Origin of the sequence: Paenibacillus endophyticus, assembly GCF_014192395.1 — a bacterium.
Lineage (GTDB): Bacteria > Bacillota > Bacilli > Paenibacillales > Paenibacillaceae > Pristimantibacillus > Pristimantibacillus endophyticus.
Genome location: NZ_JACHXW010000026.1, coordinates 97,801 through 110,497 on the forward strand (window position 1 = coordinate 97,801; position 12,697 = coordinate 110,497).

9 protein-coding genes and 1 pseudogene are annotated in these 12,697 nt (G+C 45.8%); 8 read left to right on the forward strand and 2 right to left on the reverse strand.

Going from position 1 to position 12,697, the window contains the following annotated elements:
- Positions 1–241 precede the first annotated feature (241 nt).
- The 4 genes from FHS16_RS27925 (at position 242) to FHS16_RS27940 (ending at position 3,201) form a co-directional block, all read left to right on the forward strand.
- Positions 242–880 (forward strand): hypothetical protein, encoded by a 639-nt coding sequence (locus tag FHS16_RS27925; protein WP_183570440.1) that lies wholly within the window; start codon positions 242–244, stop codon positions 878–880.
- Positions 881–976: 96 nt separating this feature from the next.
- Positions 977–1,480 carry a GNAT family N-acetyltransferase gene (locus tag FHS16_RS27930; protein WP_183570441.1) on the forward strand — a complete coding sequence of 168 codons (504 nt, stop codon included), beginning with the start codon at positions 977–979 and terminating at the stop codon, positions 1,478–1,480.
- A 153-nt stretch (positions 1,481–1,633) separates the two neighbouring features.
- Complete coding sequence (locus tag FHS16_RS27935) at positions 1,634–2,245, forward strand: TetR/AcrR family transcriptional regulator (RefSeq protein WP_183570443.1); 612 nt, start codon at positions 1,634–1,636, stop codon at positions 2,243–2,245.
- Positions 2,246–2,382: 137 nt separating this feature from the next.
- Positions 2,383–3,201: an SDR family oxidoreductase gene (locus FHS16_RS27940; protein ID WP_183570445.1), complete on the forward strand. Its 819-nt coding sequence runs from the start codon at positions 2,383–2,385 to the stop codon at positions 3,199–3,201.
- A gap of 166 nt (positions 3,202–3,367) precedes the next feature.
- On the opposite strand, the gene FHS16_RS27945 is transcribed toward FHS16_RS27940, so the two are convergent.
- Together FHS16_RS27945 and FHS16_RS27950 are read right to left on the reverse strand one after the other, a co-directional pair.
- The gene (locus FHS16_RS27945) at positions 3,368–7,960 is read right to left on the reverse strand and encodes an endo-1,4-beta-xylanase (protein ID WP_312891107.1); all 4,593 of its coding nucleotides are present in this window, start codon (positions 7,958–7,960) and stop codon (positions 3,368–3,370) included.
- Between the two features lie 517 nt (positions 7,961–8,477).
- Entirely contained in the window at positions 8,478–9,062 is a 585-nt protein-coding gene (locus tag FHS16_RS27950) for a DNA-primase RepB domain-containing protein (RefSeq protein ID WP_183570447.1), read from the reverse strand.
- A gap of 609 nt (positions 9,063–9,671) precedes the next feature.
- Between FHS16_RS27950 and FHS16_RS27955 the strand changes: the two genes are divergently transcribed.
- From FHS16_RS27955 to FHS16_RS27970, 4 genes and pseudogenes are all read left to right on the forward strand, one after another.
- Positions 9,672–10,499 carry an SDR family oxidoreductase gene (locus FHS16_RS27955; RefSeq protein WP_376769708.1) on the forward strand — a complete coding sequence of 276 codons (828 nt, stop codon included), beginning with the start codon at positions 9,672–9,674 and terminating at the stop codon, positions 10,497–10,499.
- Between the two features lie 244 nt (positions 10,500–10,743).
- Positions 10,744–11,313: an RNA 2',3'-cyclic phosphodiesterase gene (gene thpR, locus FHS16_RS27960; protein ID WP_183570449.1), complete on the forward strand. Its 570-nt coding sequence runs from the start codon at positions 10,744–10,746 to the stop codon at positions 11,311–11,313.
- 240 nt (positions 11,314–11,553) lie between these two features.
- Positions 11,554–11,811, forward strand: coding sequence for an ABC transporter substrate-binding protein (locus tag FHS16_RS27965; protein ID WP_183570451.1), 258 nt, complete (start codon positions 11,554–11,556; stop codon positions 11,809–11,811).
- A gap of 340 nt (positions 11,812–12,151) precedes the next feature.
- Positions 12,152–12,697 (forward strand): annotated as a pseudogene (locus tag FHS16_RS27970) (sugar ABC transporter permease); the annotation flags it as partial.

Consider the following 12,697-nt stretch of genomic DNA (forward strand, 5'->3'; position numbering starts at 1 on the left):
TAACCTAAACCTTTCACGGAAATTCCAGTATCCCCGCAAGGAGCCATACTATATTTGCTGTAAATCTTAAGCGGATATTGAAGCTGAAGATGGAGAAGTCCGGATTCTCATTTCCTCAAGGTTCAAAAATAGAAGACATCGGTTCCCGAAATGGGATACAGATGTCTTCTATTTGTATTTGCCAATAAACAGAACCAAAGATAGTATGAGTATAATTGCAAACAAGGAGTGTGATCGTAAAGTGGAGGAGAAAGGAACGGTAGTATCGATGTTATCCTCGCAGACTGGAGATTCCACGCAGCAATCGAATGAGAATGCAGCGTTAACGTGCAAAGAAAACCCAGTTTTATTAAAACAAATGGCAGAAGGAATATTACATTCGGACTTCAAAATTGCCGGAGATTGTGCAGAGGTTTTTTCAAAGGTAGCAGAAACTCACCCCCACCTAGTTGCGCTATATGCCGAACAGCTCCTCTCTTCGATTCATCATAAGCATACACGGGTACGATGGGAGTCGATGCATGCTGTTGCATTCATAAGTCCTCTTATATCTAGTCGGATAATCACTGCACTTGGGGACTTGCAAGAAAGAATGTTCTCAGATAAAAGCACGATTGTAAAAGACTACTCGATACTTTGTTTGGGGAATGCGGCATCCTGCGGTGAATCGGAAGCCAAAATGATCCTGCCGATATTAAAGCAGGGACTCTTGCAATTAGGTGATAAGTTTATTTCAAAATTGTTAACCGCTATGATTGGAGTAGCGAAGGTCTCCCCTAGTTTAGCGGCCGAAGTTTTAATGTATGGATATGAATATGAGACTCACCCCAAAAGCTCCGTTCAAAAGGCGGCGAAAAAGTTAATGAAAGCAGCCCAATAGATCGCTTATTCTGAAAGAGGAGAATGGCATGCGTATATGGTTGGTTTGAATTTCGTCTATGTTAGGTTGGACACGAAAGAGACGGGAGGAAAGGGAATGAATATTCGAGTGTTGGATGAGCCCGATGCGATATTGTATCAAGCATTAAGATTGAATGCCTTGAAATGCAACCCGGAGGCCTTTGGCTCAACGTATGAGCGGGAAGCGGACTTTTCACTGGAAATAGTAATTGAACGGTTGAAACCCGGTGGAGATAAGTTTGTACTTGGGGCCTTTGACGATAATGGTTCGTTAGTAGGGATTGTATCTTTTGTACGGGAGAACAGTCAGAAAACGGCTCATAAAGGCAATGTTTATGGGATGTATGTGGCACCGGAACAGAGAGGGCAAGGCTTGGGGAAATTACTCATGAATGAACTTATTAGCCGAGCAAGCGATTGCGAAGGATTAGAACACATCAATTTAACAGTTATATCCGGCAATGATTATGCGAAAAAGCTATATCAGTCCTTGGGTTTCAAGGTATATGGTTTGGAAAATAACGCCTTAAAGTACAACGGTGAGTACTTTGACGAGTGCCTGATGGTACTAACCGTTTGATCTTTGCTGATCAAACGGGAATTGCGCTAAGGCACTGTATCACCATACATGGCAGTTGACAATCAAATAAACAATCGGTATGATAACCACATGAATGAACGTTCACTTCAATATTGGGTTTAATCCTCGTGAATGCAATGGAGGACAATAGGTATGTTTGAAAAGTACAGCAGTGCTCAAAAAGCCGTTTTAGAGTCCGTACTGAAGTTGATGAGCCAGAAGGATATTCAGGCTACATCGATGTCGATTATTTCAAAAGAGTCGGGCATTCCAACAGGAACGATTTATAACAATTTCGGAAGCAAAGAAGAAATTATTAATGAACTATTCAAAGCAATTGCCGATTCGTTCACTGCTTCTGTTTTAGAGGGTTTTGAGGCTGATCTACCTGTTCAGGATCGTTTTTTTCGAGTTTGGAATAATTTATTGAGGGCCAGCATCGAGAACCTGCCTGCTTTTCAATTTCTAGAGCAGTACTCTTTCTCGCCTTATATTAAAGAAGAGACGAAACAGGATGTCTATGAGAAGAATTGGTGTTACAATGTCGGTTTGATGTATCAGGAAGAAATGGAGCAGGATCGGTTTATTGAATCTTCTCCAAGACTTATGGTGCAGATGCACTACGGCATGATGGTGTATTTAATAAAGAGCCGCCTCTATAACCAGAATGAACTGACTGAGGAGATTATGCAAACGGCCATTCAGTCCTGTTGGAACTCTCTGAGCAAAATAAAATGGAAATCCAAACCTGCTGCCAAGGTATGACGTTTGAGTCATCATACCTTGGATTTTTTAAACCAAAATGTGAATGAACGTTCACTCTAAATTACTAAATTAAGCGGATAATGCCATGAATTCAGCTATTCATCATAAAATTTCACTAACTAATAGGAGGATTCAAAATGACTAAAACGATTTTTATTACGGGAACAAGCTCGGGATTGGGTAAGCTAACGGCGATTCATTTTGCAAAGATGGGTTGGAATGTTGCAGCAACGATGCGCACGCCTGAGAGGGAAACGGAATTGATCAAATATCCCAACATTCGAATATTTAAGCTGGATGTTACGGATTTGGAGCAGGTTGAATCAGCAATTGAACAAGCCATTACCGCCTTTGGCACAATCGATGTGGTTGTAAATAATGCAGGAATGGGCTCCTACGGAGCATTGGAATTAGCGGCAGAGGATACGATTGACTGGCAGTTTGCCGTTAATACGCGGGGACCGATCAATGTTATCCGCAAATTCCTGCCGCATTTCAGAGCAAACGGCGGGGGGATGTTCATCAACATTAGCTCGTTTATGGGAGTAACGACTGCTGTACCGCTGGGCTCGCTTTATAATATGTCCAAGTTTGCTTTGGAAGGCTTAACGGAGGGGCTTTATTACGAATTAAAACCGTTGAATATTGAGCTCCGGCTCATAGAGCAAGGCGGTTCATCCGGAAATAATTTTAAGAACAGCATCATTTGGAATAAGGATGAAACGATAACGGCTTACGATAATTTAATGGGCAAAATTGAAAGAATGATGGCGAACCCGGACAGCGCTCAACTGGATGATCCACAGACGATTGTAAATGCCATTGCAGCACAAGCAACAGGAGAGAGCAAGCAATTCCGAACCGTAATTGGCCAGGCAGGGAATGGACTGCTAGCTCTACGAAACTCTGTTCCTATCGAGCAGTATTTGGAGACCATAGCTCAAAACTATAATTGAAACCCATAAAGCGGGTATTGAAATGAGCCAAGCCATTCGTTAGATGGCTTGGCTCATTCGATGTTTACGCGGGACAATCTGTTTGGCACAACGTTTTAACAAGTATGCTTAAATCATCGGACAAGGGACAGACACTCGACCTAAGCGTTCGTTATTATCCGCTGATCTACAACAAATGCCAAATACGATACAAGATAACGGCTGCTTCTGCGCGAGTGAGCGAATCAGTCGGCGCAATGTTGCCATTCTTGCCGTTCACAACTCCGGCTTTCACTAAGCCAGCCGCGCTGTCTTGCGCATATTCAGAAATACTCGCTGCGTCAGAATAAGCCTCTAAGTCACCGCTTGCTTCAAGCAGCTTGTCGGCTGCTGCCAGCGCGCGCGTCGTCAGCACCATCATATCCTGACGGGAGATATCGCGGTTTGGTTTAAACGAATGGTCTCCAAAGCCAGTTGCAATTCCTAGTTCTTTCGCAATGGCCAGCTCATCGTAATAATAAGCGGTTTCCTGAACATCGCTGAACATTGCATCATCCTTGCCTGTACCTTGCAATTCAAGCGCTCTTACAAGGAGAGCGATGAAGTCTGCTCGTTTAATGGAAGCGCCAGGAGAGAAGCTGTCCTCGGAGATTCCTTTGATAACATCGCGTGCTGTCATGGCGTCAATCGCTTGCTTCGCCCATGGCACGCTCCCCAGGTCCCCGAAGGTTTTGACGACGGAAGCCACAGCATAGCTGCTGAAATGGGTCGTTTGGAATACGACTGCTTGGGTGGCGGCATCATATCGACCGTTCGGAATTGATGTCACATCGCCATTGTCAGCGAGATACCACACGACAATCGACTCCGGATTGCTAAGCTCTTCTGCTGTCGGCGTGTATGGAACAGAGATCGTAACAGGCGCGTTCGGGTTGCTCCATGCAATGATTTTTCCATCGACGAACATATTAAGATCCAGTACCGGACGGTTCCCAATCCGCTCGCGAGAGGCTGCATCCAGGCTAGCGGTAGAGGCCTTCGTTACACGGATGGATACTTGCTCCGCATTCTCGACTTCACTCGACAGCATGTTGCTTGGGATTCCAATGGCCGCATGCTCCGTCTTCATTGAAAGTACAAAGCTTTGTTGGCCTTTCAGGCTTTGAGTCGGCAATTGCACTTCATACGAATCGGCGTTGGTTTGCTTCGGAACATCGATTACGATTGTTATTTTGCCGTTTGCTGCTGGCGCAGCTAGTTCAAACGCTCTCCTCAGATTTTCGTTGGAAACCGAGGCTGTTACGAGGCCGCCCTCAGTTTTCACTCCAGGGTGGATCGTAACAAGGCCGTCTTTAACCTCTACGTTTCCTGAGGAGGAATTAGATCCGGTGCTAGTCGCTTCGCCTGGATGAACCGTTTGACCGGCAAGGGTCAGTACACCGTATACGGAAGTGTCCATATAACCGTTGCCAGTCGTATCGTTCCATGCAGCAACGCTTTGACGGGCACCGTCTTTTGCGTCATTAATCTGCACATCAAAGCCAAGCTTCTTATCGCTGCTTGGGGTTGCCTTTTTGAAAGGAATCTTCACTTCTACCGTGTAGCTTGTGCCGGAAACTTTAGTTGCAGACTCGAAGCCCTCCGCGATGCTTGACGGATTGAATGATGTTTCGTTATCGAAGTTAACTCGGTACTGTCCATCGTCATCCTGATAGAATGATGTTTTGGCATTGTTTTCGTCCAAAAAGATTTCAATGGAGTCCTGTTCATATGCAGCTGCATTGCTCTTGTCCAGCTGCGCGTCGCTAACCTGAATTAATACATACAGATTTTGATTATCCCAGAGCGTTTTTGCGACTCCTGTCGCGCCTTGCCATGCCATCTGATAGCGATTAACCGGAATCTCAGCCGCTCTGCTCCAAACGTCATCGACTGTTCCGTCGATTGTTGGTGTAGCAAATTGAGCGGTTGATTGCTTGGCATCTGTCGCAACAGGCGCATGTTCTTCCATAAATGAAACAGGATCGATGACACCATAATAAGACGGTTTGGCCTGCAGGTTCTGATCGAACAGCAGCGGGTTGTTAGCGGCCCTCCAGCTTGAACTGTCATTCAATCCCCAGAAGGTTACGCGACTGATATTAGCGGCATGAGCTTTGAAGATCTCAAACAGCTGCGCATATAAGTAGCCTTGAGCATTCGCAAGCTGCTCGGGGAGCTCGTAGCTGCTTCCCGCTTGAATGTCCAGCTCGGTTATGCTTACTTCTACGCCTAAGGAAATAAACTTCTCCAAGGACAGCTTAACGTTGTCCGGGTTCGTGTTTACATTGTAGTGCGCCTGCATCCCAACGCCGTCAATGAGGAGCTTGCCAGGATTAGTCAGCACATACTTATCATTGAGCTCTTTGACCATGCTGTAAATAGCTTGGGCTTTATTCTGGTTGTCTTCGTTATAATCATTGTAATAAAGTTTGATATCCCATTCCGGATGGGCGTCCAGCACTTCTCTTGCCGCTAAGAACGCCTGCTCTACGTAGTCTGATCCGATGGCGCTTTTCCAAGGGGATTGACGCAGCGCCTCTTTCCAATTCGATGGATCAGACGGATTATCGTTCATCGCTTCGTTGACGACGTCCCATGAGATCATTTTGCTGCCGTAATGCTCCATGACCGTTTCGATGTGAGTCTTCATATTAACGAGCGCTTCGTCCCGTCCCAAAGGAGAATCGTTCGACGTAGTCATCCACGCCGGCGTCTGCTGATGCCAGACAAGAACATGCCCATGCATTTGCATTCCCTCAGCCAGAGCCTTATCCACGAGTGCATCCGCGGCGGCAAAGGTAAAGCTGCCCTTTGTAGGCTGCATCTGATCCGGCTTCATTGCGTTTTCCGCTGTGGCGGCATTGTGATGGAGCTTGAGGAGCTCCAGCCTAACGCCTTCCAAATCCCCCGATGATATCGCGTTTCCGATTAGGAACTCGTTTTGATAAGCATTTTTGATTGGAGTCAGATCTTTTTGTATGGAGATCGGGTCCGATCCGGTGCTCTCAAAACTGATATCGTCGATATAATAAGAGGCTGTCTTATTATTGGAGCTTTCCACATAGATAGTCAGAAATTCGTTGCCTACGTTGGTATAACGGTAGGTGCCTTCGAACTGAACCCAGCCGTCGCTGGCATTGATCGTTTTGGATGAAAGGTTAACATAGCTTGGGCTGCTTTCGCCAACCTGGGTAGACAGCTGGAGCTGCGAGCTAGTAGGTGAGATCAGCTTGACCCAGAACGAAATGTTATATTCGTCGCCTTTGTCCACATATTTCTCCACGTGCAAGGTTGGCCCATGCCAGCTATCGGATCGGTTCTCCACCTTCAAAGCATAGGAACCGCCATCGGTATGATTGGCTTCATTGGTGACCGTGAGCGTTTCGGTACCGGACCTGCCTACAAAACCGCTCGCCGTTTGATCCTCGAAGGTTATGGTGTCGAAGTCTGCCGCCGGCGGTCTAGGTGTCTCCCCTTCGCCGCCGCCCGAAGCGGCCTTCTCGGTAATCCGTACGTCTCCAATATAAAACGGGACAGCCGCCCCATCAGCGTTTGATTGAACGCGCAGGCTCGTATCCTTGATCGTATCAACCGTAAATTCTTTCGTTAAAATAAAAGCTTCTCCGGCTGTGAAATTGGCTCCTGCCAGCCAGCTGTAGCTGCTCACCGTTTGAAGAAAGGCTTGTGCGCCGGCAGGTACGACTGCGTCAGCGTTTACGTAGCCTGTAACGGTTACCGTGTAGGTTTTTCCGTTATCGAGACCAATATCGCTGAATTTGAAGTCAGCCGCATCGTAATCGTTTTTTCTGTTGCTTACCGATAAAGCTGCTCCGTCAGCATTGCCGGCGAATACTTTATCGGTGGACTGCGAGAGGCTGGCTCCGCCTGATTGCGTCGCTGCTCCGTTACCATTTGCAAAGGTTTCGTGGTATACGGTCACGTCAACCAATGGCTCGGTTGGCGCAGGTCCGCCAACCATGGAAGCGAATTGGCTCAGAGTTGTACTTTTCATCATGTAGTGACGACCCATAGCATAGCTGCCTTGATTCGGGTAGCCAACCTTGAAGGCGTATTTGATGCTGTTCTCTTGTGCCGCTGTCTCCGCGTTCTCGTTAAAAGCACCGTAAGGGTAAGCCAATAGAAAGGGGTCTTTTCCCGTGATGCTCTTCAGGTAGGCGTTCGCTGCGGCAATCTCGCCTGAAGCTTGTTCTTTGGTAATATTGCTCGTCCAGATTTCTCCGGCTGCGCTGTCGTTAGTACCGTTATGCGTCTTGGAATGGTTCTGGAGGCTGACGCTAGGCTCTGCCGCAAGCGCCTGCAATTGCGCCGTCGTCATGCTGTATTCGCCGTTAATCCAATCGCTGACAACAAATTGCACGGATTGCATGCCATATTGCTTCAATATTGGGAGTGCATGAGCAATGAAATCAGGCGTTGCGTCATCAAAGGTAAGCAGGATCGGCTTCTCGGGAGGTGCGACTGTTCCTTCAAGAATGTGGGCATATTGCTCTGCAGACAACGTATTGTAATCGTTGTCGTTCAAATATTTCATCTGTTTCGTGAACTGCTCTATGCTTGTATGAGTCCAATCATCCGTTGCATTAGCGACAATCCGGTGGTACAAAATGACCGGTATTTCCTGTTCGGCAGCTTCCGCAGCCGGTGCAAGCCAGCCTGAAGGCAGGAGCAAAGCTGCTGCAAGCAAAATCGAGATGATCGGTTTGAAATGTGTACGCACGGGTTATATTCCCCCTAAAATAATTTGGCGAAGCGAGTGAAGCGCTTACATTATCTTAATTGGTTCTCCTTTCCAGAGCTTTATTATATCGTGTATCCAAATATTGTTTGACCAGAAGAACTATAGAACATACTGTGTTTTTTAAATATATAAGAATTTATATGTTTTCACATATAAATGTGCTTATATATCTCCGCGAAACGACTGCTATTGCCACAGTGGGCGGCGACAGCCGTTTACGCTTGTATGGAATGGAAATGAGGGCGAATTTTCACTCGCCTATGCCATCAGGCTGTCCAAAAGGGAACCCTGAGCCGGCCAGTCCTATAAAAAGAAAAATGAACCTTCAACGCCACTACAAAAGTGGAGCGGAAGGCTCTGATAACCCGATACGACGTAACAAGCGGTCTCTGAATGTTGCAAACGGACTTTTGAGACTGCCCCTTACATTATTCAATCTGCCGTATAGTTGTTTTTCAAAAGATGTCTCCGATAATCGCATATGAAGCATGCTGCATTAGTGAGCATTTTTTCTAGATCTCGCTGTGAAAGCAGGTTTTAATGCCAGTGAACGAACGAGTTCTTTTTGCGTGAACGATTTTTTCCTGCCCCATTGCTTGATGCGAACCATAAAGGGGCTTTCCGGGTTTTTCATATGGTAGAAGCCGGGTACGCGCATGACTCTAGATAGATTGGTGATCACGGGGTCAGAGCTGAATTTTTGTGCTAAAGCCTTTTGGATCGGAACGAATTTGTTAATCGACCCGCCTTGAAGAACCCAATAGATGTGATATCCGTTTTTTGTTTCGATAATCAACGTGTCCTTAATACGTCGTTTATACTTTTTTATATATTCTTTTTTTAAATATGCGACTCTCTCTCTCGTTCGCTCAGCCAAAAGGCGATATAGCCCTTGCTTATTTCTTTTGATGGTAATGGATAGGAGCTGCTCTGCGGGGTCTGCTTGCAGGGATTCAATCCGCTGCTGAGCTTGCTCGTTTGTGTGAAATTGTTCTGAAATTTTATTTAAGTCAACGTCGATGAACTGTGCCCTGATTTTTTTGAACTCACTTTTCCAGGTTTCGCGATTATTAATTTCCATAAAAACCGCGTAGCCTTTTTTATTTTGGCTGAGGATATGAATGAGCTCGTTTTTCTTGGAAAAGAGGGTTATTCGAGGCGTGCGCTTTTCTAGCAGCTTTAAAGGTTTATGCAGCGTCATCGCGGGGTGATGGGAGGAACGGCTGTAAACCTTGTTTTTGTGTTTTGGATCATAGACCAAAATAAAATGCAGCAGCTCGCTTGGTTTGCAGCCAAGCTTCTTAATAAAATGGCGTGTATGGCTTGAATAATGTCTCAACGACCTTGGAGGTCGCGATGAACGTGAGCTTTGCGCCAATGGATCACAGTCCCTTCTACGTTTGCGTTACATATCCGGTGCTTATCTAAACAATCATATTCTGTCGGGATGCCGCGAGTGTAAAGGAGAGTACCCATTTTTCGACAAAAGCCGAGCAATGTGAAAATATATGCTATCTATAGAAGCGGTATGCGCAGTATAATAACCCACGCATTGAAAAATACGAAATAAAGCGACCGGTATATTAGCGCGAGTGAAAGCCTGCTGAGTATTCACTTTCAAAGATGGGTATACAATAACTGTTAGCAGTTATTGTTCCGGGAAATATTTCTTTGAAAGGTGAGATGCGCGATGAACCAAAAGCTGGATGACAAGGATCAAGGAAGTACGCCAACAGAGGAGCTTATTCTCGCAGGAATGACGGCACTAGTGACTGGAGCCGGCTCGGGAATCGGCAGGGCTTCCGCTCTGAAGCTTGCCCGTGCCGGTGCGAATGTTTGCCTTCTCGATTTAATTGACGAACGGACCGCGGATGTAGAGGAGGAGATACGTGGCATGGGCAGGCAAGCCGAATTCTATGATGTCGACGTGTCTGATCCGGTCAGAATGGAGCGTGCCATCCGCGCTGCGGCAGATCGTTTCGGACGCCTTGACATCGTATTCGCCAATGCAGGGATTAATGGCACGCTCGCTCCGATTGAGGACTTAACGCCGGAGGCGTGGGACGATACATTGGCAATCAATCTGAAGGGGACGTTCCTGACGGTTAAAAACGCTGTGCCTTATATGAAAGCGAAGGGAGGCAGCATCGTCGTGACGAGCTCGATCAACGGTAACAGGAAATTTTCCGGTTTTGGCATGTCCGCCTATAGTTCCTCTAAGGCCGGGCAGGTAGCCTTCGCCAAGATGGCAGCACTGGAATTGGCCCGTTACCGGATTCGCGTCAACGTCATCTGCCCCGGAGGGATCGAGACGAACATCGGAGAGAACACAAAAAGCTCCAAGGAAGTGGACAAAATCCGCATTCCGGTTGTGTACCCGGAAGGATCGCAACCGCTTGAGCATGGACAGGGGAGACCCGAGCAGGTGGCCGATCTGGTGTGGTTCCTTGCTTCCGACAGATCGAGCCACATTACCGGTACGGAAATTTACATCGACGGAGCAGAGACTCTTCTATAAGTGGTATGACCAAGAGCTTAGAATAATCACCACACGGATTGTTAGAGGACAAGAACATATAGGTATAGAAAACCGCTGCGGATAGCGGTTTTTTTTGCTGCAAAGAAATATGTTCTTGTCCCAGTTCGAATGACTAGACCTTAGGAAAAACTTTTTTTGGAAATTTGTTCCTAGGATTCTATATCCATTATTTCTAGGAGAGACTATGCTTGAATGCTAGACAAAATGGGAGGTGTTATTATCAATGAGTTCTGAACCATTACGGTTGTTCATTGCAATTCCGATCGACCAAAAATGGCGTGAGCGATTGACTGAACAATCCAGACGGCTCAAATCAAATCTTTATTTTCAGAAATGGACGCACCCGGAAGATTATCACATAACTTTGAAATTTTTAGGTGATACCTCGATAGCTACGATCCAACAGATTCAAAAGTTATTGTCCAACGTTGCGCTCGCTACTGAACCATTTGAATTGAGAGCGAAAGGATGGGGGACTTTTGGTGCCCCAACGTCACCCAGTATTCTTTGGGCAAGTGTAGGCGGAGACTTAGATGCATTAACAGATTTGCATCGACGAATAGAAGATAGCTTGGAGGGACTCTACCCGAGGGAAAATCGTGCATTTAGTCCTCATTTAACGATAGCTCGCCGTTATAAAGGGAAAGACCAGTTGAAAACAGCAATTGATGATTATTTTCCTGATGATAAAGGGTCAGAAAACAATTGGTTCGTTAAAGAAATACAGCTGTATGAAAGCAATCTGGAAACGGTCCCCATGTATAAACCTATTGCGACATTTACATTTGCTTGATACCACTTCATAGCGGGATAAGGATGAAATATAGCGTACTTTGAGAAGCTAACCATTCTCTGGAATTAAGTAGTAGAACTATGCTTCCATTAAAATCTTGGACGTTCGCCATACTCGTATGGCACAAGGCGAGGAATTGCGTGGTTTCCATCTTCCCACTGGCAGTTTCTTGTTTTCCGTACGCGGTTGTGCTCGTATTCTGTTAAACGGTCCATTTCAATACTGCATAAGGTTAGAGCGATGGAGCAAGGATGGTGGCAGCAAGCCTCGTTGGAGCATTTTCACGTAAAAGTACTGTTTTATCAATTTGTTCATCAGCTGCTCTGTCAGCTGGAAGCACGGGAATTGGAAAAGCTCGAGGTTTGGAAAGCGATACCTGCAGTGAAGCAAAACCATGTCTATAAGATTTCAGCGAGGCACTGGATGCTTAACGGTCCCATCTCCGATAGCATGAAAATAGACGATGTCTTACAAGCATTGACGGGAAATAAGCAATAGAAACGCAATTACGTCCGTTACAGGCTGGAAGCGGGTAAGTGATGAGATGAACTTCAAACTTAATCAGGGAACCGAAGCGCTCGCCAGGAAGTTTTCTAACAATCAAATCGATGAAGTGATTGATTTAAATAGAAAAAACGCATGTAAGTTTTTCTAAATGGATAAGGTAACAACAATTATTTATGCACAAAAACGAAACAATAACAGGTGGCCTCATGGCCGCCTGTTTTTTTGTTATCGTACAAAGAGCAAATCATTACGATGAAAATCCAATCAACGTTATATGGTTTGCCTTATTGAATCCCCTTACAATGTATATCAGAAGGAGGAATGCGACATCATGTTAGCACAACTATATAAATATCGTTGGCAGTATGTCATGATTTTACCGGCGGTTTTGCTTTTGTTTCTATTTAACTATGTTCCGATGGCGGGCATTCAAATCGCATTCCGCGATTTTCAGATCGGGTCCTCGATATGGGACAGCGCTTGGGTTGGATTCCAAAACTTTACGTTTCTGCAAGAGCCTCAGTTTTGGATCGTCGTAAAAAATACGTTGTTCATTTCGGTATTGAAATTCGTATTCGGATTTCCGGCTCCAATTGTATTGGCCATTATGATTAATGAATTGGTGAGCGCAGGGTTCAAAAGATTCGTTCAATCGGTCAGCTACTTGCCTCATTTCTTCTCATGGATCGTCGTCGCTTATATTCTACAATCCTTTCTTACACTAGACGGCGGTTTGGCCAACGATTTGATTACGAAAATGGGCGGAGAACCTATCTTTTTCTTAGGCTCGGAGAGCTGGTTCCGGCCAATGATCGTCTCCAGCGGCTTGTGGAAAGAAGTGGGCTGGAATACGATTCTTTATCTCGCAGCGATTACA

What these genes read in the sequence shown, in the direction of transcription:
- FHS16_RS27930 (WP_183570441.1), top strand. Translation starts at nt 977, where the DNA reads ATGAATATTCGAGTGTTGGATGAGCCCGATGCGATATTGTATCAAGCA.
- FHS16_RS27935 (WP_183570443.1), top strand. Translation starts at nt 1,634, where the DNA reads ATGTTTGAAAAGTACAGCAGTGCTCAAAAAGCCGTTTTAGAGTCCGTA.
- FHS16_RS27940 (WP_183570445.1), top strand. Translation starts at nt 2,383, where the DNA reads ATGACTAAAACGATTTTTATTACGGGAACAAGCTCGGGATTGGGTAAG.
- FHS16_RS27950 (WP_183570447.1), bottom strand. Translation starts at nt 9,062, where the DNA reads ATGGAAATTAATAATCGCGAAACCTGGAAAAGTGAGTTCAAAAAAATC.
- FHS16_RS27955 (WP_376769708.1), top strand. Translation starts at nt 9,672, where the DNA reads ATGAACCAAAAGCTGGATGACAAGGATCAAGGAAGTACGCCAACAGAG.
- thpR (WP_183570449.1), top strand. Translation starts at nt 10,744, where the DNA reads ATGAGTTCTGAACCATTACGGTTGTTCATTGCAATTCCGATCGACCAA.
- FHS16_RS27965 (WP_183570451.1), top strand. Translation starts at nt 11,554, where the DNA reads ATGGAGCAAGGATGGTGGCAGCAAGCCTCGTTGGAGCATTTTCACGTA.